Source organism: Avrilella dinanensis, from assembly GCF_002807015.1.
In the GTDB taxonomy this organism is placed as follows: domain Bacteria; phylum Bacteroidota; class Bacteroidia; order Flavobacteriales; family Flavobacteriaceae; genus Flavobacterium; species Flavobacterium dinanensis.
On sequence record NZ_NIPO01000001.1, the window covers coordinates 460,730 to 485,984 of the forward strand.

Consider the following 25,255-nt stretch of genomic DNA (forward strand, 5'->3'; position numbering starts at 1 on the left):
CTTTGAAACCTGAAAACAAAATAAAAATCGCCATTAACGGATTCGGACGCATCGGTCGGAATCTTTTCCGTTTGCTGATTAATCATTCGCAAATCGACGTTGTTGCTATTAATGATTTGACAGATACTGCTACCATGGCACATCTATTAAAATACGACAGCGTTCATGGGAAATTAAACGAAGATATTTCATTTGATGAAAATCATTTGTCTGTAAATAACACCAAAATTGTGTTTCTGCACGAAAAAGACATCACAAAATTAAATTGGGAACCTTTTGGAATTGATTTTGTAATTGAAGCAACCGGAAAACACAAAACGACTGAATTACTTCAAAATCATATTAACAACGGTGCAAAAAGAGTAATTCTATCTGTTCCTCCTGAAGACAACAAAATCAAAACGGTAGTGCTCGGCGTAAACGAAAATATAATCGACAAAGACGATAAAATCGTTTCCAATGCGAGCTGTACTACCAACAATGCCGCTCCGATGATTGCTGTTATCAAAGAGCTTTGTGGCTTGGATAATGCTTTTATCACAACGGTTCACTCCTACACAACCGACCAAAATCTGCATGATGCTCCGCACAAAGATTTGCGACGTGCCCGTGCGGCAGCACAATCCATTATTCCCACAACTACTGGTGCTGCCAAAGCCCTGACTAAAATTTTTCCGGAATATGAGGGTAAAATCGGCGGTGGCGGAATCCGTGTGCCGGTTCCGGACGGGTCACTGACTGACATCACTTGTTATGTCAACCGGGAAGTAACGGTTGAGGAAATTAATTTTGCTTTTAAAAAGGCTTCGGAAAATAAGCTGAAAGGTATTTTGGAATACACCGAAGACCCCATTGTTTCAATTGATATTGTGAATAATACACATTCCTGCCTGTTTGACGCACAGCTGACTTCCGTCCTTGGCAGAATGGTTAAAGTCGTGGGTTGGTACGACAACGAAATCGGTTATTCGTCACGCTTGATTGATTTAATCAAATATTTACAGCGGTTAAATTCAAAAACTCAGTTACAGAAATTTTAAAAATTGTGCAACTGAGTTTTATTTGATTGTGTTGTATCTTTTCGTATAAAATTCAACAACGAATCAGATGATTTTATATCAAGTATTGTTTATGTTCACGGCATTCGCCCATTGACTTTAGTGCCAAAACATAAAAATCAAATCCTGTATCATTCAGGAAAATTTGAACTTTCTTTTATTCCCTCAATTTGCAAAGTATGTCTTGCTGTATGCCCGGCAAGGAAAAGAAGTGATTGATAAGCATCACTAAACCCGGACGGCGATTCGTTTACCCGATTTCTTAATTCTTCCATCGGAACACTTTTTATGAATGAAAGCATCTCTTTTCTTTGGTCTTTCAACTCTCTCAAAGCTGTTTCTGCATCGTCAAATTTTCCTTCAGTAACCAATGCTTCCGGAGCTTTATATTTCTCGCTTCTGTCGGTTACCATTTTCAGGATTTCTTCATCAGAAAACTGGATTTTCTCTCTCAACTCCGGATTGACAGGTTTTTGCATATTTTCTTTTATCATGCCGAAAATCATATTTTCAGTAATAATAATATGCTCTAAACACTGACTGATGCTCCATGATTCCGCAGCAGGTCGAAAATGTAACTGTTCTTTGTTCAAGCCGACAACACTTTGATAAAGATTATCCAGCGTTTTACTATAATAATCCAATACAAACGCTTTTTCATCAGTTTTGCTTTCCTGATTTTCCAAAATTTCTTTAAGGTTTTTCAGTCCTTCCTCAAAGTCTGAATTCATGCTGTAAAAAAGACTCATTAAATTCCACGGATAAGGCGTTTTACCTTTAATCCCCCATTTCACAAGGGTTTCGTCTTTTGATTTTTCTTCAACAGAAATATATGATTTATTGGCATCATCGTTAAAGTCTAAAAAGAACATATCTGATTCCATTCTTTCTCCTTCAACAATATTAGTGATAACCTGTGCTCCTTTACCAAGTTTTTCACTGTTCCAGCTATATTTAAAACCAACCGTTCCGTCGGTTCCTTCTGAAGTCGTTTGCATATCAGGGTCTGAAAGTTGCCACTTACCAAAATTATCCTGATTTTTCACATATTTAATGTAATCAAACACTTCCTGTTTAGGTTTGTTAATAACTATCTGACCTTCGCTTTCAAATTCTTTCGGCAAAAACAATGCAATAATCAAAGGAATTGCAATAATTATCAGCAATGCGATAATGATTTTTTTTAATATTTTCATCTGTTTAATTTGTTAAGTTTATTCAAAAGTAAGCATTTATCAGAGAAAAACACTATTATTCCGTACGAATTTTATTCACAGGCTCTTCTTTATTATTCTTCTGATAATCAATTGTTTCTTCCTGTAGTTTTATTTCCTTTGGTTGCTCTGATTCTTCCGGCAAAGTTTCTTCTAATATATTTTCCTCTTCCGGAAAAATATCTTCTACACTCATAATCCGTTCCTCTCCTCTCCATTTGAAGCCGGGGAATAACCGGGCGTTTTTCGGGAATTCCTCTGGCGGATACGTTTCTCCTTTCGGGTTAATCATTCGTGTTGCTGTAACAATCTGGTTGTCTTCGAGTTCTAACCGTATTTGTGAACAAATTCCTTTATCTATTCCGGTCAGTATATCATCTTCGTCATAAATATAATATATCATTTCCGCATTTTGGATTAAATCAATCTGCCGAAGTTCGTCATCAATAAATTTTCCGTACAAATTAATCCCTTTTGCCTGATTGTAACCAGTTCCCAAAGTATCTCGCTGAATCAGAAAAGCGTCTTTGAGCACTTTGACAGAATCCATTTTTTCGGTAAGCGTGTCATTAATCAAATGCATAACCTGTCCGGTTATCTGACTTTCTCCTCTGAACAAAACCGGTTTTCCGAGAAGTTTGGTCAATCCCAGTTTTTGCTGAAAATGAATTGAATCTGCCTTGGCACTCATATCAGGATCTCTGAACATTCTGGCATCGGAATACCCCCACATTACCCGCTCTTTTTCTTTTCCGGTAATAAATATTTCCTTGGCGTGAAAATAGGTAGAATCATCTTCTGCCAGCATTTTTATCAGTGGTTTTTTCGTGATATACACCGAATCGTGACCGTCCGAAAATTGATAAATTTCCGCAAAATGACTGGTAGCAATCATATTATTTATGGTATCAGTCACTTTCACATGGTTGATTGCCCGGGTGTAATTGTTGTTTTTGTCATAGTAAATATCGTCGCCGTCAATGCGTTTGTTGTCACTCAACACATAAGAATTGTCCAATAATTTACCGATGTCAAGCCGGGTGTCATAAAAACCATTTTCGGTGTAAATGAAAGACTCTTTATTTTCGATAGTGGACGGTCCGAGTAAATAAGCGTGCCCCGGTGCCTCATAAAAATCAAGATATTCAGTAACTATCTTCGTCTCAGGATTGGTCAGCACCACATGCGAACGAAACTCGTACTTTTCCTCAGCAATAATGTATTTCCCTTCTTTACTCGTCAGCGTGTTGTCGCGGTTGATGATATTAGCATGATTATCATAATATGCCACCCCGTTTCTGCGGTCGTAATACACCTTCTCGGAAGTCAGTTGAGAATTGGGCGAACGCATCACGACATTTCCGGAAGCATAAGCAATTTGCTCCTTGCCGTTATATTCGGCATACTTACTGTCCATCTGCAAAGTGTCATTCTGTATCATTCTCACGTCGCCAAACAGTTTAAGGTAATTATCTGCCTGAAAAAAATAAGCTTTGTTACAATAAATATACACGCTGTCGTGCAACGCCTGAACATTTCCGGTCAACACCAAAGCCCCTGGCAAAGTGCTTTCGTTACGTTCGGTATAATCGGCATGAATAATTTCAATGGAAGTACCTGACTGCTGACCTGCATTTTGCGTCCAGCCCAGCTGAATGCCAAAAACCAGTAATAATATAGAAAGTAATAATTTCAAAATCTGCTATTTTGAGTCAAAAATAAGCAAAAAAAGCCGACTGATTATTTTTTAACTTTATTTTGGAAAAAGCGATGCAAACTATTTCGCCAGTCTTCAATTTCAATTCCAAAAGTTTCCTGAATTTTCCGGTTACACAACACCGAATATTCCGGACGAATTGCCGTAGTCGGAAATGCACTCGAATCGACCGGATTAACTGCTGTATCAGCATTCATTAATCGCTTGATTTCCATGGCGAAATCAAACCAGGTAGCCACACCAGAATTGGTGTAATGAAAAATACCTGACTGCCATTTTTCCGTTAATAAAATATGCAATAAATGTTTAGCTAAATCGTGTGCGTTAGTCGGACTACCATATTGGTCATTAACCACGTTAATCTCTGATTTTTCTGTCATTAACCGGCACATTGTCTGTACAAAATTATGTCCGAATGCACTGTACAACCACGACGTGCGAACAATCATAAAATCTGCTCCTGACTCGATAACAGCCTGTTCAGCAAGCAGTTTTGTTTTTCCATAAACATTGATTGCATGCGTTTGTTCACTTTCTGTTATGGGTTTGCGGGAAGTACCGTCAAAAACATAATCGGTAGATATTTGCACCAGCTTTTTGTGATTTTGCCCACACCATTTCGCTATTTCAGCTACCGACTGATGATTGATTAAATCGGCTGTTTCCTGTTCTGTTTCAGCCTTATCTACTTGTGTATAAGCCGCCGTATTAATGATGATATCCGGAAAGATTTTATCTAATTGCTGCGGAATTCTTTTTACATCGTCCAGCGGAAATTCATTTCTGTCGAGAAAAAAAAACTGATTATGAGCGTATTGCACACTCTCCTCCTGCAAACAAGATGCCAACTGACCGAATTTTCCGATAACCAATATTTTCATAACGATGTAAAAACTTCTTTAAAAGTCGGTAATTGCTTGTCTTTATCACTGACAATTTGCTTATCAACCGGGATTTTCCAATCGATTTGCAAATCGGCATCGTTAAAGCAAATGCCATATTCCTGCTCCGGACGATAGTATTCGTCACATTTATACAAAAAAACTGCCTCGTCTGACAATACAGAAAAACCATGCAAAAAACCTTTAGGAACAAACAGTTGTTTTCGGTTGGATTCGCTCAGTTCTATCGAAAAATGCTGTCCGAAAGTGGGCGAATTTCCCCGTACATCAACCGCCACGTCCAAAACGCTTCCTCGAACGACGCGAACCAGTTTTGCCTGAGCATATTTTCCGTGTTGGGCATGCAACCCGCGAATCACGCCATAAGCAGATAACGACTGATTGTCCTGTACAAAACAAGTTGATGTTCGGGTCAGTTTCCGGAAAGTATCTTCATTGAAACTTTCAAAAAAATGTCCGCGGTTATCTTCAAACACTTTAGGCTCTATAACCCAACATCCGTCCAATCCGGTTTCGGTTAGTTTCATTTGGTTAAATATTGTTTTTGATAATAATGTTGATATTCGCCGGAAACTACATGCTTTACCCAGTTTTCATTATCCAGATACCAGTCAATAGTCTGGCTCAAACCTTCTCGGAAACTCATTGTAGGTTTCCAGCCCAGTTCGTTTTGTAACTTGGAAGAATCAATCGCATAACGAAAATCGTGTCCGGGGCGGTCTTTGACAAAACGAATCAAACTTTCACTTTCGCCGGGTGTTCTTCCTGTTTTTTTGTCCATCAATGCAGCTATTTCTTTAACCAAATTGAGGTTCGTCTGTTCATTATTTCCTCCGACATTATAGGTTTCTCCTACTCTACCCTGATGGCAAATCAAATCTATCGCCTCTGCGTGGTCGCCCACAAAAAGCCAATCTCTGACGTTTTTTCCGTTACCATAAACCGGAATTTCCTTTCGGTTCAATATATTCAGAATACACAGCGGAATCAATTTTTCGGGAAACTGATATGTTCCGTAATTATTTGAGCAATTACTAATTACGACGGGCATTCCGTAGGTGTCATGATAAGCCTTCACAAAATGGTCGGCTCCTGCTTTTGATGCCGAATATGGGGAATGTGGCTGATAAGGCGTTTGCTCTGTAAACAGCCCTTCTTCGCCCAAGGTACCATAAACCTCATCTGTGGAAACCTGATAAAACAGCTTATTCTGATATTCATTCTGCCATGTTTCTCTAGCGGCATTAAGTAAATTGACTGTTCCGATAACGTTCGTCAGGGCAAAATCCGCAGGCTGATGAATCGACCTGTCCACATGTGATTCGGCTGCCAGATGAATAACCGTATCGGGATTATATTTTTTGAAAACCTGCTGAACCTGTGTCATATCAACAATATCTGCCTGAACAAAACGATAATTCGGATATTTTTCCACCGACTGAAGGTTTTCCAGATTTCCGGCATACGTCAGCTTATCCAGGTTAATGATGAGATAATCCGGGTATTTGTGTACGAAATGTTTAACCAAATGCGAACCGATAAACCCGGCTCCTCCGGTAATTAATATTGTTTTTTTCATAATTTTTATAATCTATCTTACTACAATATGAAAACAATTTACCTTCCGCTCTTTCACAAAGTAAATTTTACCTTGTTTTTGGTATTGTTTCAACACTCTTTCCAAAGCGTTTTCCAACTTTGTATTTCTTCCTCTTTTATGGTTAAACCTCACATAAGAAATATCAAAAGATGCTCCGAATGTGTGGGCACTTTCGTTAGACGACGCGTTGATATTACTTCGCCTGAGCAGTTTTTGCTTTTCCTCTGTACGAGTAAGAGAGGTTACTACAAAGAAATTTTGTCCGGTTTCCTGCACAAAACTTCTGGCAATATCGTCCAGCACTTTTTTGCCTTTTGGAATTAAATAACTGTAACTGTGCGTTAATTTATCAACTCTGTAACCATAGCCACGCTGCTTGACATGAACCAGCTTTTTATTGGCAACCAACCGGTCTAATTGTTTTTTAGTTTTGATGTGAGCTACTCCATGTGATTTTGCTGCTTTGAGGTGCGTCAGATATTCCTGAGACGGTTTAACTTGTGCGGTCGCCAACAACGGGCAGAGCAACAAAAACAGACGATAAATATTTTTCATGTTAATTTGGTAAGCGTTGAATTAAAGCCCCGAAGATAATTATTCTTGGGCGATATGCAGTAAATATAACAAAAAATTAGTTATTTTGTATCAAAATCCGGAAAAGCATGATTATTGAAGCTCGAAATATCAGCAAGCATTTTGACGATTTGCGTGTGCTGAACAATATCAACCTGAATATCAAAAAAGGGGAAGTCGTATCTATTGTCGGAGCATCGGGTGCGGGCAAAACGACTCTGCTTCAGATTTTGGGAACGTTGGACAAACCTGACCTCAACAATTCTGCATCTTTAATCATCAACGGTACAGATGTTTTGAAATTAAAAGATAAAAACTTATCCAAATTCAGAAATCTGAACTTAGGTTTTATCTTTCAGTTTCATCAATTATTACCCGAGTTCAATGCTTTGGAAAACATTTGTATTCCGGCAATGATAGCCAAAACAAGTCATAAACAGGCACAGCAACGTGCTTTGGAATTGTTGGATTATTTGGGATTATCGCATCGAGCCGATCATTTTCCGTCAGAACTTTCGGGCGGCGAACAGCAAAGGGTTGCCGTTGCCAGAGCATTAATCAATAATCCGGCGATTATTTTTGCTGATGAACCTTCCGGAAATCTGGATACAAAAGGTGCTGAAAACTTGCATGAACTGTTCTTCAAACTCCGTAAAGATTTTAATCAAACCTTCGTGATTATCACGCATAACGAGGATTTAGCTAATATGGCAGACCGGAAAATCGTGATTACAGATGGGGAAATCTTGGGTTAAATGTTTTTTTGAACCACAAAGTCACAAGGGTTATTCCAATGTAAAAGTTTCGTTTAGTTCCCAGTTTGCCCGCACATCGATTGGTTCGGTTTCATAAAAAACTTCTTCCGGCTGTTTTTTGAGCAAATAATTTCCTGTGTCCCATTTTCCGTTTTCATTTTCGTCAATGATTACACGGACAAAGTACATTTTTGGCGGAAGTAACGCAAAATTAGTCTGGCTGCCTTCGCTAAGATAATTTACATATAGAATATTTTCCTTGTCATCAAGCAACTGAACAATCAACGGAAACCGTTGTTCTGGATTAACGATATTAAGCGTCATATTTCCGTAGTCGGCATGTGCCGTGGTTTTGAATTTATACAGCAAAGAATCGTTCGTTTTGTCATAAATATCCCGCATTGCACCCGGCAAAATCTCCAACTGATAATTTTCATTTTCCGCTTTGGCAAAATCAACATACAAATTAAAGTACAGCGAATCGTAATTGAGCGTAACCGGAATCGATGCCGAATCTTTGTTTATCAAAATAAATTTGGTCGAGTCAATTTGCACAAGCGGTGTGGTCACAGTAAGCTGAATGCTGTCTCTGAACCCGATTGTACCAGTCTTTGACATATTCACAGCCAGGGAATCAATGGCGTTTAGTTTTCTTGGCTTAACGGTAAATTCCTTATTATAATCTTCTTTTCCGTTAAAATTAAATTGCAGCGAATCATAAGCTACCAATGGCGTAAAAACGTGCAGTGAATCTGCATTTTTCACTTTCTGGATATAGGCATCTATCGGGTTTCCGTCAGCAATAACCTGCAAATCAACATCTTTCGGATTACCTTCAAACGGCACCAACCATTTATTCTGTGAAATCATTGTAGGTCGATAAGCATTCATCGCTTTTTCTTCCCTGAACAACGACAGCTGATACAACAATTCTTCCTCCTGCGGGAGATAAACCGTTTCTTCAACAAATCCTATTTTATCGGTTTTCGGGTCAAACAGATAATTGTTATTCTTATCCTGCAAAGCGAGAATCCGGTAGTCGCCTTCTTTAAGATTCTTCAGTTCAAAAGTGGTTTTTTCCAGCGTATTGCCCACATACAAAGGTTTCTCTTTATACACCGTCGAATCGTTGAAATTCTCTGCCGGATAAAGCATGATTTTCACATTTTTCTCTGTGTTTTTACTGTAAGCATCCTGAATACTTCCGCTGATTTTCAATGAATCAATATAATCACCGGTTGAAAAAACATAGGAAAAATCTCCCAGAGGATTGCCTTCGTTATTATCCACAATACTTTGTCCGAAATTGAAATTGTAAGTGGTGTTAGTTTTTAATGTATCATGAATTTTTACTGTAATCATTTTGGAAGCAAATCCCATCGGCAATATTTCAGGCGTTTGGTTTAAAGGCGGGGATATAATCAGGTTTTGGTTAACGTTTTCCAGCTTTACATATTCATCAAAATAAATTTGAATTTCTTTGGCATCAAAATGGATAGAATAATTGTTGGGATTGCTTTTCAACACCACCGGAGGCAAACTGTCGATAGGACCGCCGGTAATATATCCACGCTTGGCACAGCCCGAAAACAGGCAAAGCACAACAATAACAAAAAGGAAAACAAATCGACTGTGTTTCATATCCGGAAAATTTGACGTAAAATTAAAGAATAAAAACGGATTGGCTGTAAACCTGCAAAAATTCATCTGATAATTTTTAAACAACTCTACGTATTATAAGTCGATGCCATACAAAGCACATTCACATTACCAGTTTGGTGCCGGCGAATGGCTTTTATCACTTGCTCCATGGTTGAACCGGTGGTTATCACATCATCTATCAGTAACAGATTGGCGTCTGGACTAATCAGGTTGGGGCGAAGAATAAATTTATCTTTTTTGCCCATACTCCTGCTGAAAATATTTTTTCGGGTTTGCGATTTTTCATAAAAATTACGCTTCAGTAAATCTGTCCGAAATGGTATTCCTGATAATTGACTGATTTTCTTTCCAAACCGATGCAACTGATTATAGCCTCGTTGTTTTAATTTCCGATGATGCAGCGGCACACAACACAAAAAATCAATTTCATTGAACAAAGGCGTATCTTTGAAGCTCTGCCACGAAAGCTCTGCCAGAAAATCACCAATATCTTCCCTTCCTCTGTATTTGAGATTTTTAATTATATTTTGAGTTATTCCTTTGTCCTTGTCGTAATACAACAATCCGCAAGCCTCTTTAACCGCAACTTTCCCGAAAAATTGTTGCCTAATAAGTTCATGATTTCCGCATTCGCCAACCGGAATAAAATCTAAAGTATGGTAACATGACATACATAAAATGCGTTCGCCCTCCAACAGCGTTCCGTCACAGCCGGCACAATGATTAGGCACAAATAAATCGAGTAGATTTTTCCACATTTTTCTATAGGGATCTAAAGCTGTTTAAAATCACATTAACCAAAAAGCATCTGTGAAGTTTTAAAAACCCCGCAGATGCTTTTGTTTGTTATATTAAGAGCCTGTTTAAAATTTATCTAATAATTTGTTTATGCTTCTTTTTGGTCATAACCGCGTTAAATTTTAAAACGATAGCTCTGCTATCCTTTGAAAATTTGCCTTGTTCTGCCTCAAAAATAACCTATAAACATTTTTACAATACAAATTTAAACAGGCTCTTAAATTAATTGCTTTTTAGAGGCGGTTTTTCTTTATCTTTGTTTAAACCAAAAAGTAAAAATGGATATAACAACGGTTTTGTGGTCGCTTGCAGCCTTGATAGCAGTAGTCGTGATGTACTATTTTATCAACAGAAAGAATATTACTCTCGAAGAAGCAAAAAGAAAACAACTCAAACAACAACTGGGTCAGCAGATAAATGCAACAGTTCAGAAAAAAGCTACACCGCAAACGCTTCAGGCGTATGAGCGATTGATGATTCTGATTGACCGGATAGCTGTTGCTAAACTGGTAAGCCGTGTGCAGCCTGTATCTACCGAGAAAAAAGACTATGCCGATTTTCTGATTAAAAATATCGAGCAGGAATTTGATTTTAATGCCTCGCAGGAATTATATGTATCCAAAGAAGCCTGGTCGGTAGTTGATGCAGCCAAAAACGCAGTTATACAAGATATTCTCAAAACCACTTTGAGCATAGAAAGTAACAGTGCTTATGATTTGCAGAGTAATTTACTAAAAATAAATAACTCTCAGGCTCTGATTACATTAGCCAAAAGCAAACTTCGGGAAGATGTTGCGAATTTGGTATGATTTATGATGCAAACTCATTAAACAAAAAAAATAAAAGATGAAAAAAATAGTATTATCAATGGGATTATTGGGTGTTTTCTTTCTGGTAGGTTGTGAATCAGAAGACAAATGCCATTGCGAAATTTTCAAAAAAGTTTATGACAACGAAGGTAATTACACCATAGATTATCAAGGAAGCAGAGATGGAAACTGTGCTGATATCGAAGATAAAGATGAAGTAGAGTTTGAATATCACAATGTGAGTTGTGATTAACCCATAAAAAAACGGTTCTAAAAAGAACCGTTTTTTTATGGGTTTAGAAGTCGTCATCTTCATCATCAAAGTCATCATCATCAAAGTCTTCGTCATCTTCATTCTTCGTTTTCTTAGGCTTTGATTGCTTATCGCCTGTTGCTATTTCCAAATCATCATTCGGGATATCGTCCACGTCAACCAATTCGTCGTCGTCTTCATCATAATTCTCAATACGGTCGGCTAATTTGGTACTCACTTTAACCAGATAAATCGTATCTTCGGTCCTAACTTCTACTGCCTCAACGGTTTCGTTTTTGGCATTTTTAAACCGGATAATGTCTGTGTCATCATATCCGTCGGGGAATTTTTCCACTAACAGTGTTAAAATTTCATTGGTCAATTTGGCGTAATCAACTATAACTCGTTTCATTATTTGGATACTTTTGTTGTGTCCCAAAAATACTATGCTTGATTAAATTTCCAAGTAGAATTTCGGATTTTTTTTCATTTTTTTTACTGTCCTAAAACATAGGCAAAAATCAACGGTGCAACAATCGTTGCGTCAGATTCTACGATAAATTTTGGCGTATCAATATCCAGTTTTCCCCAAGTGATTTTTTCATTCGGCACTGCTCCGGAATAAGAACCATAGGAAGTAGTCGAATCAGATATCTGACAGAAATAACTCCAGAACGGAATATTTTCCATTTCCAAATCCTGATACAGCATCGGCACTACGCAAATCGGGAAATCTCCGGCTATTCCTCCGCCTATCTGGAAAAATCCAATTCCTTTTCCATCTGAATTTTTAGTGTACCAGTCGGCCAAAAATGCCATATATTCAATTCCTGATTTCATTGTTGATGCCTGTAATTCTCCTTTAATCACATAAGAGGCAAAAATGTTACCCATCGTTGAATCTTCCCAACCCGGAACCACAATCGGAATGTTTTTTTCAGCTGCCGCCAGCATCCATGAGTTTTTAGGGTCAATTTCGTAGTATTGCTCCAACACACCCGATTTTAGCATTTGATACATATATTCGTGCGGAAAATATCTTTTTCCTTCATTTTCGGCATCTTTCCAGATTTTGAAAATATGCTGTTGCAATCTTCTGAAAGCCTCTTCTTCCGGAATACAGGTATCGGTTACTCTGTTATAATGATTTTCCAGCAATTCCCATTCTTCCTTCGGCGATAAGTCACGGTAATTCGGTACGCGTTTGTAGTGAGAATGTGCTACCAGATTCATGATATCTTCTTCCAGGTTAGCTCCGGTACAGGAAATAATCGCTACTTTGTCCTGACGAATCATCTCTGCGAGCGAAATCCCTAATTCGGCAGTACTCATCGCTCCTGCCAAGGAAATCAGCATTTTGCCACCTTCGTTAAGATGTTTTTCATATCCTTTTGCTGCATCAACCAAAGCCGCTGCGTTGAAGTGCAGGTAATTTTTTTCTATAAACTGAGAAATTGGTCCTTTCATATATTTTTTGTTTAAAGTTTGTTTAATTGTTTATTTTGCAAATCCGCGAATTTGCTAATTACTTATTATATCCCAGAATTTTCATCACGTCGTCGGCACTTTGCTGCTCTGAAAAAACTTCGGTGGCCACAATGCCGTTTTTATCTCTGTCAATCAAAATGTGTTTTGGTTGCGGAATCAAACAATGGTGGATTCCTCCTTGCCCGCTGATGGTTTCCTGATATGCTCCGGTATTGAAAAACCCGATATACAACGGTTTTTCCTTATTATATTTTGGGAGATATATCGCATTCAGATTTTGCTCTGAATTGTAGTAATCATCAGAATCACAAGTTAATCCACCTAATAAAACCCGTTCATAAGTTTCGGTCCAGCGATTTACTGCCAGCATCACAAACCTTTTGTTGATTGCCCACGTATCGGGCAAGGTTGTGATAAAGGAAGAATCTATCATATTCCATTTTTCCCGGTCGTTTTGCTGTTTTTGCTGCAACACTTTGTATATCGCTCCGCCGCTTTCGCCTACAGTAAAACTACCGAATTCCGTAAAAATATCCGGTACATCAACCTCGGCGTCATCACAGGCAATTTTGATTTGGTTGATGATTTCATCTACCATATATTCGTAATCATAGTTGAATGCCAACGAATTTTTAATAGGAAAACCGCCGCCGATATTCAGGCTGTCGAGCGTCGGACATTCTTTTTTAAGAGCAATATATACTTTAAGACATTTGAGTAATTCATTCCAGTAATATGCTGTGTCACGGATACCGGTATTGATGAAAAAGTGCAGCATTTTGAGCTTCACTTTCGGGTTTTCCTGAATGTTTTTACGGTAAAAAGGCACTATATTTTTGTAACCGATACCTAATCGCGAAGTATAAAATTCAAATTTCGGTTCTTCTTCCGATGCAATACGAATCCCGACGTTAAAATCCCCGTCAATAGCCGCTGACAACAAATCCAACTCTTCATAATTATCAATAATCGGAATGGTGTTTTTGTGACCGTTATTCATCAACCGAGCGATATTTTCGATATACAAATCACGTTTGAACCCGTTGCAAATCACATAAGTTTTTTTACTGATGGTTTTTTCTTTCAGTAACTGCTCAACAATATTGATATCAAAAGCCGATGATGTTTCGACGTGAATATCATTTTTGAAAGCTTCGTCCATCACGTATTTGAAATGTGAACTTTTGGTGCAATAGCAATAATGGTATTTACCTTCGTATTTGTGCTTTTCCATCGCTTTGCGAAACCATGTTTTGGCTTTGCTGATATTGTTGGAAATTTGGGGCAAATATGTGAATTTCAACGGAGTACCATATTGCTCAACCAGTTTCATCAAATCAATATTGTGAAAAAGCAAGCGGTCTTTATCCAAAGTGAACTCCTCTTGTGGAAAATAAAAAGTTTGATTGATTAAATCGATATATTTTACGTTCATGATGCAAAAGTTTAAATAATAAATTTCTAATTAGACTAAAATCTGTATGTAGAAATATTATTCAAACCCTGATATTTGCGTAAGCAATAGTGAGTTTTTGTGTCTTTCTGACACTTATACGCAGAATCAAATCCACGAGTATATTGATATATTTGATGTATTTTTTCATCAGCACGCTGCATGCCAACCTGGCGAAAATTAATTTTTAATTAAACCATTACGAAAGGCAAATGTATAAAATATTATTATTCAAAATCATAATCTGATGATTTATTGACTTTGAATATAAAAATTTATAGCTTCATTAACTTCATCATAAGTAATCAACTGATTATAAGCCGATTTCGATTTTCCGTTTAGCAAAACAAAATACATTTTTCCATCAATATTTTTTTTATCGTGTTTCATCAAATCAAGAATAGCTTCTTTCTGTGTGATAGTAAAATCTATTTTTGGATAAATCGCTCTTATTTTTGCGTGAATTTCATGCAAATATTCTTCCGAGATGAGATTTTTTTTCCACGACAAATAAGCCTCAACAATCATACCTTCTGCAATGGCAAAGCCATGTTTAACCGTTTGATTGTGATTCAGGCAATAACTTTCAAAAGCATGCCCGACAGTATGCCCGAAGTTCAATGTTTTCCGGATATGCTGTTCTTTAAAGTCTTCAATAACTATCTGATTTTTTATTTCGACAGAACGATAAATCAGCTGTCCGATATCCATTTCGCTGACGTTACTCAAATCCGACAATTGTCGCCAATAATTATAATCGGCAATCAGTCCGTGTTTGAGCATTTCTGCCCAGCCCGATAACCATTCTTCACGAGGTAAAGTAGCTAAAAAATCAGTATCAATCCCGACCAGTTTCGGAAAGCAAAAAACGCCGATTTCATTTTTGTAACCGTTCAAATCAATACCCGTTTTTCCGCCAACCGACGCATCAACCATCGCCAACAAAGAAGTCGGAACGTTCACACAATCAATGCCTCGCTTGAAAGTTGCCGCTACGAATCCGCCCAAATCAGTAATCATACCACCTCCGAGCGTAATCAATAACGATTTCCGGTCGGCACCCAACTCTGTCATCGTTTGCCAGATTCCGGTACAGGTTTCAATATTTTTATGCTCCTCGCCCGCTTCCGTTTGAATAATTTCGATAGGTTTATCTGTGGCTAAATTTCCCAAAAAATCAGGCAGACAATATTCGTAAGTATTAGTATCTGTGAGAATAAACAACGAAGAATAGTTTTGATTTTCAATATATTGCGACAGCGATTCATAAAAATCAGCACCAAAGATAATTGAACTGTTCTGTAACGAATTAATCTTCATAAAAATATTTTCCTACAAAAATAAATTAAAAAATCAGGAAGTACCTATATTTGCAATTCTTATTATTCGTAAAATGGAAAAGCTTTTTGATAACACCGAGGTCGCTTTTGCCTTAAAATCAGACAAAGAACTCAGAAGAGCTCAGTTTTTGTTTAAAATGATTAGTAATCCGTCTATGGTGAAAATCGGGACGTCACTGACTCATTTTGCCATCAAAACCAAACTTCCGGTTAAAGGATTGATTCGTTCTACTGTTTTTGACCATTTTTGTGGAGGCGAAAACGAAGATGATTGTTTGAAAGTCGTGGATAAAATGTATGTAAAAGGCGGCGTTTCGTCTGTATTGGATTATTCTGTGGAGGGCAAAGAAACAGAAGAACAATTTGATGCTGCCGAAAGAATGACCATCAAAACGATTTATTTTGCGAAAGAACGACAAGCGATTCCGTTTGCTGTTTTCAAACCAACTGGTGTAGGGCGTTTTGATTTGTATGTAAAAGTCGGTGAAAACCAAACACTTTCTGCCGAAGAAGAAAAAGAATGGAATCGTGTCATACAACGCTTTGACAACATCTGTCGCATTGCTTTTGAAAATGATGTAAAGTTGCTGATTGACGCCGAACATAGCTGGATGCAAGATGCTGCCGATGATTTGGTGTTGGACATGATGCGTAAATACAATAAAAACAAAGTAATTGTTTATAACACGGCTCAAACCTATCGCTGGGACCGCTTGGATTACCTCAAAAAAATTCATCAGATTGCGATTGAGGAAGGTTTTCACATTGGCATGAAAGTGGTTAGAGGTGCTTATATGGAAATCGAGCGTGAACGTGCTTCGGAGAAAGGTTATCCTTCGCCGATTTGTGCCACCAAATCACAAACCGATGCAACTTTCAACAACAGTGTGACTTATATGCTGGAAAATATCCATAACAAAATGGCTTTGTTTGCCGGTACGCACAACGAGGAAAGCACTTATATGATTATGAATATCATGCAGCAAAACGGTATTTCGCCTGATGACGACCGTGTTTGGTTCGGGCAATTATACGGAATGAGCGATAATATCAGCTATAATCTGGCTAAAAATGGTTACAACGTAGCTAAATATCTACCTTTTGGTCCGGTGTTTGACGTAATGCCTTACCTGATTCGCCGTGCTGAAGAAAACACTTCTGTTGCCGGACAAACCAACCGGGAACTCGACCTGATTGAAAAGGAAATAAAACGACGAAAATCGAGTCGGTAGATATAAAGTTTAAAGTTTTTTTGTTTAAAAGTAAAACTCAGAACCTTAAACAAAAAAACTTTAAACAAATTATTATCCCTTCAAATAAACTACTTCTTTATCCGGAAATTTCTTTTCAACCCATTTGATGAGCCGTTTTTTAGTGTTTTTTGAAATCTTTAAAATTGGTGGCATTTTAGAGAAATCCTGTTTGTCAAATTCACTGACAAATTGAGTCAAATCAGATCCTCTGAAAATATTCGACAAAAACAATTCATTCCAATATTGATTCCATTCGTCTTTATTTGACCAGTAATGAGCGATACAATCTGAGCTTTCTTCCAGTCCATAAGTATGTTTGAGAGCAACCGACAAACTGAATTGCTCCAATAATCTATCGGTAACTTTATTTTCACACAGAAAATCACAAACGGAAAGAGCCAGCTCAAATTCCTGACTATCTTTGGTGTTCGGACTGGCGACTACTCCGGCATTCCACATATCATAATCTGCCAGATTTTCCACAGGCGAACCGGAAAGAACGGTAATCTGCCGGTGCATTTTTTTCACTGTTTTGCTCGAATCGTTTTTTATCGCACCTTCGTTTAAGTGCATCAATGCTTTATTTTGTGAGAGCGTATCGGCGATTTTACTTTTATCATTATACAAAAAAGTGTCGGTATCTAAATAAACAATAGGTTCATTTTTATACATTTTACTCAAAGTTTCGATTGCTTTTATTTTCGCCCGCCAGAAATAATTGTGCTCGCCTTTCCACTCCCGCAATTGTTCGGCTGAAAGCGGAATGATGTTAATATCGCTTTTTATGGCTTCAAACCAAACCGGGTGGTCTGTGATTATATTTATGGTTTTCAGCTCTTTACAATTTGTTTTAAATGAACTGATTGAAGCATAAGCCTGTAAATAATTGTGGTAATGATTTCCGAAAATAAGGTACAATAAGTGCATAAATCTGCTGATTAAAAATTAAGGCAATCTACGAAAAAGACGGGTAAAAACAAACTATGTTGACGGCGATTCTAAAATATACTCCTTCAACTGTTGAATTATCACTTCTTTAGAAAAATTATGTAGAACAAATTCTTTTCCGTAGGCTCCATATTCAGTAATAAGTTGAGGATTTTGAGCAAATAATTTAATTTTTTCGACCGCCTCGTCCAAATCATTTGGCGTAATCAAAAATCCGTTTTTATTGTCAATAACCAGCTCAGGCATACTGTTGGTATTAAAGGCAATACAAGGTTTTTCGCACAGGTTGGCTTCTGCCAGAACATATCCAAATCCTTCCCAAATTGAAGAAAGAAAAAACACATCAATTCCTGATAGAAAATTTTTTACGTTGGTTTCAAAACCAGTAAAAATCACGTTTTCTTCGGTATTTTGTTCTTTGTTATACTGTTTGAGTTCGGCTTCCAACTCGCCTGTTCCACCGATATAAATTTTATGATTGATATGCTGTTGGCTTAATTTTTTAGACAAATCAATCAGAAATTTTTGATTTTTCTGATAGGACAATCGACCTAAATTACCAATAATGATTTCGTCGTTATTTCTGGTAATTTTCGGAGAACTTTCCCTGCTTAAAAACTCCTGAACATCAATGTGATTGTATATTACTTTTATTTTTTCTTTCGGAAATAAATCCGGATTGTTTTGCAGGATAGTTACTTTTGTTGCCTGAGAATTGGCTAAAATATCGGTTACCCAATTTTTGAAAATATACCGGTTCAAAAATTTATTTTTGACAGGAATTGCTGAACCCCGACGATAAATAATGCGTTTAACGCCAGCTTTATGTGCTGCGTTTGCCGCAATTTTCAAATCGCCCGGATGATTGATGATGATAACTTCTATTTGCTCTTTTTTTAGAATTTTCGCCAATCGATTGATTTTAAACGGATTCAGAAAACTTAAATTAGACAGATTAACCGGAACAAAACGAATATCATGATGAGATTGCAGCTTTTCGTGAATTTTTCCTTTCGGGTTTCCGAAAAAATAAACCTGATGATTCATTTTAGCAAAACTGACTGCAGTTTCATAATGCCATTTTTCGCCGCCTCCCCAAAATACGATCGAATTAAAAAAAGCTATTTTCATCGGTTATTTTTTTGTTGTAATTCTTTTATTTTTACATATTTAAGAAATGTACCAAACGAAGCAAAACAGCAAATTACAAAACCTTGGTAACCGTCCAGAAAGCCTTTTTTGATGAAATAGTTTTTAAAAAACTTCCAAAACGGATTTATTACTATTTTCGAAAAACCGATTTTTTTATTCGGCTTTCTTTTGAATGAATTCTGGGCAGCAATATTCGTATAACTGCGTACTTTCTGATAATGTTCATCGATAGAATCATAGGCCCAATGCAACAAATCGCCATTAAGGTTTTCTTTGCTTTTCGGTTCGTCTAAAACGATAATTTCGTGCAGGTTATTTTCTCCTTTCCACCGGGCTTTATGCCTGTTGAAAAGCCTGATTTTATTATCCGGATACCAATTGGAATGCTTTATCCATTTGCCGCAATAGTTATTCAATCGGTTGAATGAATAGCCGTCGTGAACGAAATTGTTTTTCGCTTCCAAAATTGATTTTTTCAGCTCTTCCGAAAGGGCTTCGTCTGCATCTAATGAAAGAATATAGTCATATTGAGCCTGGTCGTTGGCAAAATTCTTCTGGTCTGTAAATCCGATGAATTTGTTTTCGATAAAACGGACTCCATATTGCAGGCAGATTTCTTTGGTTCTGTCGGTCGAAAACGAATCTACAACAACAATTTCATCTACTACACCCGTAATAGATTTTAAGCAATTTTCAATGAATTTTTCTTCATTAAAAGTAATAATTACTCCCGAAATTTTTGTCATAATCAGTTTATTTCCTTGCAAAGATATATTTTTGCTTATTGATATTAATGTATATTTGCAAGAAAAATGATGAATTACCCATTGGTTTCTATTGCACTATGTACCTACAATGGCGAAAAATATTTATCGGAACAATTAGATTCAATTGTTAACCAAACCTATGAAAATATAGAAATTATAGCGGTAGATGATTGTTCTTCTGATAATACTTTGGCTATTTTGCAGGAATATGCACTTAAATTTCCGTATATCAAGGTATTTCGTAATAGCGAAAACAAAGGGTACAGCAAAAATTTTGAATATGCCATTTCGCTTTGTAAAGGCGAGTATATTTCCATATCCGACCAAGATGATATCTGGCTTCCAAACAAGCTCGAATTACTTTTAAACAAAATAAGGATTAATGATGATTTGCTCGTTCAATCTATCTCTTCAAAGATTGACGAGAATGGGAACAGCCTCAATCAAACCAGTTTTGATAAGCGTTCACGTCATTATGATAAAGACGACCCGCGAATCCTGACTTTATTTAATATATTCCTGGGACACTCTATGTTATTCAAACGAGAGTTGGCTAAAATCGCTTTTCCGATACCTCCGCACAGCACTTATGATGCCTGGCTGGGGTTTGTGGCTACTAACAAAAAAAGTGTTTGTGTACTCGAAGAAGTCACAACGCTATTTCGTAAACACAATAATAATTCAAGTAAAAATTGGGAAGGTAACACAAAACTTGAAAAAATAATATTGTTACAAAACAAAATAAAAGATTTCTTAACCGTTCCGGACCTTCAGCACAGAGCTTTTTTTGAGGAATTATATGACCTTGTCGAAAAACGGGTTAGTGGTTCTATGAATATAAAATTGCTGCTGTTTTTATTCAAGTACAGAAAAGTTCTTGCCTCAACATTCAATACCGGTACGATATCTAAATTAAATCATATCAGGAAGTTTTATATGTAACCTTAGTTTGATTATTAAAACACAGCTATTTCTTGTTTTATCCTATCTTTTTTTTAAAATATTAATCGAAATCAGATTATAAACATTTTTACAATACAAATTTAAACAGGCTCTAAGCTTTCAAAAAAAATAAATTGTTAGTAATTTTGCTCGACAAAATATATATCAAACTATGGGAAGAGCATTTGAATTCAGAAAAGCACGTAAGATGAAACGTTGGTCGGCAATGGCGAAAACGTTTACGAGAATCGGAAAAGACATCGTAATGGCGGTTAAAGAAGGTGGACCTAGTCCCGAAACAAATGCCCGTCTGCGTGCCGTAATACAAAATGCCAAAGCGGCAAATATGCCGAAAGACAACGTGGAACGTGCAATAAAAAGAGCCACAGACAAAGATACAGCAAACTATAAAGAGGTCTTATTTGAAGGCTATGCTCCGCACGGAATCGCAGTGCTTATCGAAACTGCGACTGACAACAATAACAGAACAGTTGCCAACATTCGCTCTTATTTTAACAAGTGTAACGGTACTTTAGGCACACAAGGTTCTGTGGAATTTATGTTTGACCATAATTGTAATTTTACCATTCCTACCGATGACAGTATTGATTTGGAAGAATTTGAGTTAGAATTGATTGATTTAGGTGTAGAAGAAGTTTTCAGAGACGAAGACGGTATTCACATCTATGCTCCTTTCGGCAGTTTTGGTGCAATACAAAAAGAACTGGAAGAAAGAAACATAGAAATACTTTCTTCAGGATTTGACAGAATTGCACAAGTAACCAAAGAACTTAACGAAGAACAACAAGCTGATGTAGAAAAACTTCTGGAAAAAATCGAAGAAGACGATGATGTCCAAAATGTTTTTCATAATATGGCTTAGTCCCAAAAAAATAAGAAAAAACAACAAAGATAAGAAGCTCGGAATGTACAATATAGAGGTTGTGCATCTCGAGTTTTTTTTGCTTACAGGAAATGAACTATCTCAAAATATTAAATATTATTTTTTTGATTTTCAGCATTTTGTTGGCTTTGGGAAAAATTATAAAAGCTATTCAAACTAAAATGAATATGAACATTCCAATTGTTCCGGAGAATTTTATGATTAATATTATTTCTCAGGATATTGCCAAGGTTATAATTATTTTCTGTGTTTTTTTATTTCAGTTAAAATTATATAGAGCAAAAAAGTATTTGTTTTCTATTCTTCTTTATATCGTGGTTGTTCTTATTTACAATACAGGTTATTTCTTTTTATAACGGACTATCAAAGACAAAAAAGCCGGCTTTAAAAGCCGGCTTTTTAACAACTGATTAAACCTAAATAGATAGCAATTTATTCTTTATCATTTTCATTATTATCAACCGCCATTTCATCTACAAAATTTTCGTTTTCTTCATAGTCGGCAGTCATTAATTCTGCATAGTCAGCTTTCTCTTTACCTCTTCTAATTCGGCGTCCGATACCATCAAAGATTGAGTAAACTACCGGCACAATAATTAGCGTCAGGAATAGTGATGAAATCAGCCCTCCGATAATTACAATAGCCAAGCCTCGGTTCACATCTGCCCCGTCTCCTTGTGCCATTGCAATCGGAATCATTCCGATAACCATTGCAATAGTGGTCATCAAAATCGGACGAAAACGTGCATGGTTCGCTGCTATCAATGCATCGTACACGCTGTGACCGGATTCTATTCTATGATTGGCAAAATCCACGAGCATAATTGCGTTTTTCGCCACCAAACCAATCAACATAATGATACCTAAAATGGTAAAGATATTCAACGTTTGGTTTGTTAATGCAAGTAATAACAACGCCCCAATGAATGACAACGGAATAGAAAACAAAATGATAAACGGTTTCGAAAAACTATCATAGAGAATGACCATTACTGCATATACCAAGAGAATAGATGCCAACAAGGCGATTCCTAAAGTACCGAAACCTTCGTCTTGGTTTTCTTTGTTTCCTCCCCATACGAAAGCAACGCCTGGTTTCAGCTCTAATTTAGAAAACTCTGCTTCCCATTCAGCAGCAATAGTTCCTTCTGATTTACCCACGACCTGTGCTTGCACTGAAACTGCTGGTGACTTATCACGACGTTCCAACAATGTTGGTCCTGACCCGTAAGAAATATCAGCAAACTGCTCCAAAGTAATCGTCTGACCTTGTGAATTGATAAATTTCAGGTTTTTTACGTCGTCCATTGTTCCGCGTCCAATTTCGTCATAACGGATATTGATGTCGTATTCTGTATCTCCTGCACGGTATTTCACATCGGTATTACCAGCAAAAGCGGTTTGCATTGTCATACCTACGGTAGCAACGTTCAGCCCTAAGGTATTCATTTTATCACGGTCTAATTGTACAACAACTTCCGGATTACCATCTTCCGAAGTTAACCGCACTTCGTTTGAGCCTGGAATTTTTTCCAGCAAATCAGCAGCTTTTCTTGCATATTCCAAGGCGTCTTCCTGTGAAGATGCGATTACTGTCAGCATCAATGGTGCCTGCTCTGCTCCCATCAATCCTATGCTTACGGTTTTAACTTTAGCACCAATCAAAACGTTCTCCATTTCACGTTTTAATTTTGCTGCATACACCTTGGTAGGTTCTGTTTTGGTAAACTCTTCATCAAGATAGATTTGAATTTCCGATTTATATTTTGTTCCACCGGCATTCATCATTCCATCAGAAGCCTGCCCTACTGTAGTAATCGTTTTTTCGATTTCCGGTTTTTGTGACAGATAAGCCTCTGCTTTCTGTGTTAGTATATTGGTTTGTTCGATAGATGCATCTTTTTCCAATTCAAACTGAATATAAAACTCGCCCTTATCATTTTCCGGAAAGAAACTCCCTCCTATGTATCCGCCAACAGCCAATCCTATCGAAGCAAAAAACAAAATTAATGTCACTAACAAAGAAATAACTTTATTTCTACGTCTTTTTAACGACCATTCTAAAATGCCGGAAATTCCGTTGGTAAGTTTGGTTAATCCAGCTTCGAAACCGTATAATATCCTTCCGAAAAGTGAATGTTTACTGATATGTGATAACTTACCAAAACGAGAGTACAACCAAGGGACTAATGTAAATGACACAAGTAAAGACAATAATGTAGCTACAACTACCGTAATGCAGAATTGTCTTAAAATATCGGAAACCAATCCGGAAGACATAGCAATAGGTAAAAACACTACTACGATTACTAAAGTAATCGCTGTTACAGTAAACCCGATTTCTTTCGCTCCGTCATAAGCAGCACGTACTTTGTTTTTGCCCATTTCCATATGACGGTGAATATTTTCAATTACCACAATGGCATCATCCACCAAAATACCAACTACTAATGACAAGCCTAATAAAGTCATTAAGTTTAGGGTATATCCAAATAGCAGTAACCCAATAAATGTACCAATTAGAGACAACGGAATAGCCAATGTAGCAATACCGGCGTCACGCAAGCTGTGCAGGAAGAACAGCATAATGAAGGCTACCAATACAACGGCTATTCCTAAATCGACCATTACGTGATTAGCTGAACTAATTGTATAATCAGTAGAATCCGACGCAATAGTAACTTTTACATTCTGTGCTTGGTAATCTTTCTGAATGGTCTCGATTGTTTTTTTCACCATATCAGAAACTGATACTGCATTGGCGTCAGATTGTTTAAACACCTGCATTAATATCGTATTTTCCTGGTCGATACGGGCAATTTTTTCAATGTCTTTGATTCCATCCTGCACATCGGCAATATCGCTCAATCTAATCTGGGCTCCGCTTGGTGTTGTAATCGGTAAATTACGCATTTGTTCTAATGAGGTGAATTTACCCGAAAGGCGAATTGTTGTCTGGTTATTCTGTGTTTTAATATTACCTGTAGGGAAATCCATATTGGAGGCTGCGATGAGTTGTTGAACCTGGCTAATGGTCAATCCATAACCGGCTAACCTTTCCGGATTAACACTCACTTGTATTTCTCGCTCCTCACCACCAATCAAATCCACTTTTGCAACTCCGTTAACTCGAGAGAAAATCGGTTGGATTTTTTGGTCTAATAAGTCGTATAATTCTTTTTCGGTAAGGTTTGATGTTACCGAAAGGTTCATAATCGGTACATCGTCCAAAGAGAATTTGTCGAGTGATGGTGTTTCTACATCGTCTGGCAAATCGTTTACGACAGCATTGATTTTCCGTTGGGCATCAGTCAACAGGAAATTGACATCTGCACCTGTATTGAGCGTAATCATTACCACCGAAACACTTTCCATTGATTTGGATTCGATTTTCTTCACGTTTTCAAGCGATGAAACTGCATCCTCAATTACTTTGGTTACTGAAGTTTCTACTTCAGAAGGGGCCGCTCCCGGATAAACCGTTTGTACAGTAATCACGTTTATGTCAAATTTAGGTATAAGTTCATAGCCCAAACTGAAATAAGACGCTATCCCTCCCAGGAGCATCAACGCAAACATTACGATGATAACACTAGGTCTTTTTATAGATATTTCTGATATTTTCATTGATATTTGGCTTTAGGCAATAAGCTTTAGGCGATAAGCT

At 37.2% G+C, this 25,255-nt stretch carries 23 protein-coding genes; 7 read left to right on the plus strand and 16 right to left on the minus strand.

Annotated features, from left to right (window positions below):
* The first annotated feature begins 2 nt into the window (after nt 1-2).
* Complete coding sequence (gene gap, locus CDL10_RS02225; RefSeq protein WP_100677024.1) at nt 3-1,040, plus strand: type I glyceraldehyde-3-phosphate dehydrogenase; 1,038 nt, start codon at nt 3-5, stop codon at nt 1,038-1,040.
* 149 nt (nt 1,041-1,189) lie between these two features.
* On the opposite strand, the gene CDL10_RS02230 is transcribed toward gap, so the two are convergent.
* Genes CDL10_RS02230 through CDL10_RS02255 form a run of 6 tightly spaced genes read right to left on the minus strand, consistent with a single transcriptional unit; the run spans nt 1,190 to nt 7,046 of the window.
* Nucleotides 1,190-2,254 (minus strand): DinB family protein, encoded by a 1,065-nt coding sequence (locus tag CDL10_RS02230; RefSeq protein WP_100677025.1) that lies wholly within the window; start codon nt 2,252-2,254, stop codon nt 1,190-1,192.
* A gap of 55 nt (nt 2,255-2,309) precedes the next feature.
* On the minus strand, nt 2,310-3,968 hold the full coding sequence (locus tag CDL10_RS02235; RefSeq protein ID WP_165772968.1) for an OstA-like protein: 1,659 nt from the start codon (nt 3,966-3,968) through the stop codon (nt 2,310-2,312).
* A gap of 44 nt (nt 3,969-4,012) precedes the next feature.
* The gene (gene rfbD / locus CDL10_RS02240) at nt 4,013-4,870 is read right to left on the minus strand and encodes a dTDP-4-dehydrorhamnose reductase (protein WP_100677027.1); all 858 of its coding nucleotides are present in this window, start codon (nt 4,868-4,870) and stop codon (nt 4,013-4,015) included.
* The gene (gene rfbC, locus CDL10_RS02245) at nt 4,867-5,418 is read right to left on the minus strand and encodes a dTDP-4-dehydrorhamnose 3,5-epimerase (RefSeq protein ID WP_100677028.1); all 552 of its coding nucleotides are present in this window, start codon (nt 5,416-5,418) and stop codon (nt 4,867-4,869) included. Before rfbC ends, rfbD begins: the two co-directional genes overlap by 4 nt.
* Nucleotides 5,415-6,470 (minus strand): dTDP-glucose 4,6-dehydratase, encoded by a 1,056-nt coding sequence (gene rfbB / locus CDL10_RS02250; protein ID WP_100677029.1) that lies wholly within the window; start codon nt 6,468-6,470, stop codon nt 5,415-5,417. Before rfbB ends, rfbC begins: the two co-directional genes overlap by 4 nt.
* 12 nt (nt 6,471-6,482) lie before the next feature.
* Nucleotides 6,483-7,046 (minus strand): DUF5715 family protein, encoded by a 564-nt coding sequence (locus tag CDL10_RS02255; RefSeq protein ID WP_100677030.1) that lies wholly within the window; start codon nt 7,044-7,046, stop codon nt 6,483-6,485.
* A gap of 110 nt (nt 7,047-7,156) precedes the next feature.
* On the opposite strand from CDL10_RS02255, the gene CDL10_RS02260 reads away from it, so the two are divergent.
* Nucleotides 7,157-7,819 (plus strand): ABC transporter ATP-binding protein, encoded by a 663-nt coding sequence (locus CDL10_RS02260; RefSeq protein ID WP_100678609.1) that lies wholly within the window; start codon nt 7,157-7,159, stop codon nt 7,817-7,819.
* A gap of 30 nt (nt 7,820-7,849) precedes the next feature.
* Here CDL10_RS02260 and CDL10_RS02265 read toward each other — a convergent pair whose 3' ends face one another.
* On the minus strand, nt 7,850-9,526 hold the full coding sequence (locus CDL10_RS02265) for an Ig-like domain-containing protein (protein WP_133119439.1): 1,677 nt from the start codon (nt 9,524-9,526) through the stop codon (nt 7,850-7,852).
* A 20-nt stretch (nt 9,527-9,546) separates the two neighbouring features.
* Nucleotides 9,547-10,239: a ComF family protein gene (locus CDL10_RS02270; RefSeq protein WP_100677032.1), complete on the minus strand. Its 693-nt coding sequence runs from the start codon at nt 10,237-10,239 to the stop codon at nt 9,547-9,549.
* 318 nt (nt 10,240-10,557) lie between these two features.
* Here CDL10_RS02270 and CDL10_RS02275 point away from each other — a divergent pair, with 318 nt between their 5' ends.
* Nucleotides 10,558-11,088 carry a DUF7935 family protein gene (locus CDL10_RS02275; RefSeq protein WP_100677033.1) on the plus strand — a complete coding sequence of 177 codons (531 nt, stop codon included), beginning with the start codon at nt 10,558-10,560 and terminating at the stop codon, nt 11,086-11,088.
* Between the two features lie 37 nt (nt 11,089-11,125).
* Complete coding sequence (locus tag CDL10_RS02280) at nt 11,126-11,341, plus strand: hypothetical protein (RefSeq protein WP_100677034.1); 216 nt, start codon at nt 11,126-11,128, stop codon at nt 11,339-11,341.
* Nucleotides 11,342-11,384: 43 nt separating this feature from the next.
* On the opposite strand, the gene CDL10_RS02285 is transcribed toward CDL10_RS02280, so the two are convergent.
* From CDL10_RS02285 to aroB, 4 genes are all read right to left on the minus strand, one after another.
* Nucleotides 11,385-11,753 carry a DNA primase gene (locus tag CDL10_RS02285; RefSeq protein WP_100677035.1) on the minus strand — a complete coding sequence of 123 codons (369 nt, stop codon included), beginning with the start codon at nt 11,751-11,753 and terminating at the stop codon, nt 11,385-11,387.
* An 83-nt stretch (nt 11,754-11,836) separates the two neighbouring features.
* Nucleotides 11,837-12,808, minus strand: coding sequence for a deoxyhypusine synthase family protein (locus CDL10_RS02290; protein ID WP_100677036.1), 972 nt, complete (start codon nt 12,806-12,808; stop codon nt 11,837-11,839).
* Nucleotides 12,809-12,866: 58 nt separating this feature from the next.
* Nucleotides 12,867-14,264 (minus strand): arginine decarboxylase, encoded by a 1,398-nt coding sequence (locus tag CDL10_RS02295; RefSeq protein WP_100677037.1) that lies wholly within the window; start codon nt 14,262-14,264, stop codon nt 12,867-12,869.
* 270 nt (nt 14,265-14,534) lie between these two features.
* Entirely contained in the window at nt 14,535-15,602 is a 1,068-nt protein-coding gene (aroB, locus tag CDL10_RS02300; RefSeq protein ID WP_100677038.1) for a 3-dehydroquinate synthase, read from the minus strand.
* A 73-nt stretch (nt 15,603-15,675) separates the two neighbouring features.
* Here aroB and CDL10_RS02305 point away from each other — a divergent pair, with 73 nt between their 5' ends.
* The gene (locus CDL10_RS02305) at nt 15,676-16,854 is read left to right on the plus strand and encodes a proline dehydrogenase family protein (RefSeq protein WP_100677039.1); all 1,179 of its coding nucleotides are present in this window, start codon (nt 15,676-15,678) and stop codon (nt 16,852-16,854) included.
* Between the two features lie 72 nt (nt 16,855-16,926).
* Here CDL10_RS02305 and CDL10_RS02310 read toward each other — a convergent pair whose 3' ends face one another.
* Genes CDL10_RS02310 through CDL10_RS02320 form a run of 3 tightly spaced genes read right to left on the minus strand, consistent with a single transcriptional unit; the run spans nt 16,927 to nt 19,721 of the window.
* Complete coding sequence (locus CDL10_RS02310; protein WP_100677040.1) at nt 16,927-17,802, minus strand: hypothetical protein; 876 nt, start codon at nt 17,800-17,802, stop codon at nt 16,927-16,929.
* Between the two features lie 54 nt (nt 17,803-17,856).
* On the minus strand, nt 17,857-18,954 hold the full coding sequence (locus CDL10_RS02315) for a glycosyltransferase (RefSeq protein ID WP_100677041.1): 1,098 nt from the start codon (nt 18,952-18,954) through the stop codon (nt 17,857-17,859).
* Complete coding sequence (locus CDL10_RS02320; protein ID WP_100677042.1) at nt 18,951-19,721, minus strand: glycosyltransferase family 2 protein; 771 nt, start codon at nt 19,719-19,721, stop codon at nt 18,951-18,953. Before CDL10_RS02320 ends, CDL10_RS02315 begins: the two co-directional genes overlap by 4 nt.
* 66 nt (nt 19,722-19,787) lie before the next feature.
* On the opposite strand from CDL10_RS02320, the gene CDL10_RS02325 reads away from it, so the two are divergent.
* Together CDL10_RS02325 and CDL10_RS02330 are read left to right on the plus strand one after the other, a co-directional pair.
* Nucleotides 19,788-20,684 (plus strand): glycosyltransferase family 2 protein, encoded by an 897-nt coding sequence (locus tag CDL10_RS02325; protein WP_100677043.1) that lies wholly within the window; start codon nt 19,788-19,790, stop codon nt 20,682-20,684.
* Nucleotides 20,685-20,856: 172 nt separating this feature from the next.
* Nucleotides 20,857-21,567 carry a YebC/PmpR family DNA-binding transcriptional regulator gene (locus CDL10_RS02330; protein ID WP_100677044.1) on the plus strand — a complete coding sequence of 237 codons (711 nt, stop codon included), beginning with the start codon at nt 20,857-20,859 and terminating at the stop codon, nt 21,565-21,567.
* 453 nt (nt 21,568-22,020) lie between these two features.
* Here CDL10_RS02330 and CDL10_RS02340 read toward each other — a convergent pair whose 3' ends face one another.
* On the minus strand, nt 22,021-25,215 hold the full coding sequence (locus tag CDL10_RS02340) for an efflux RND transporter permease subunit (protein ID WP_100677046.1): 3,195 nt from the start codon (nt 25,213-25,215) through the stop codon (nt 22,021-22,023).
* Between the last annotated feature and the right edge of the window lie 40 nt (nt 25,216-25,255).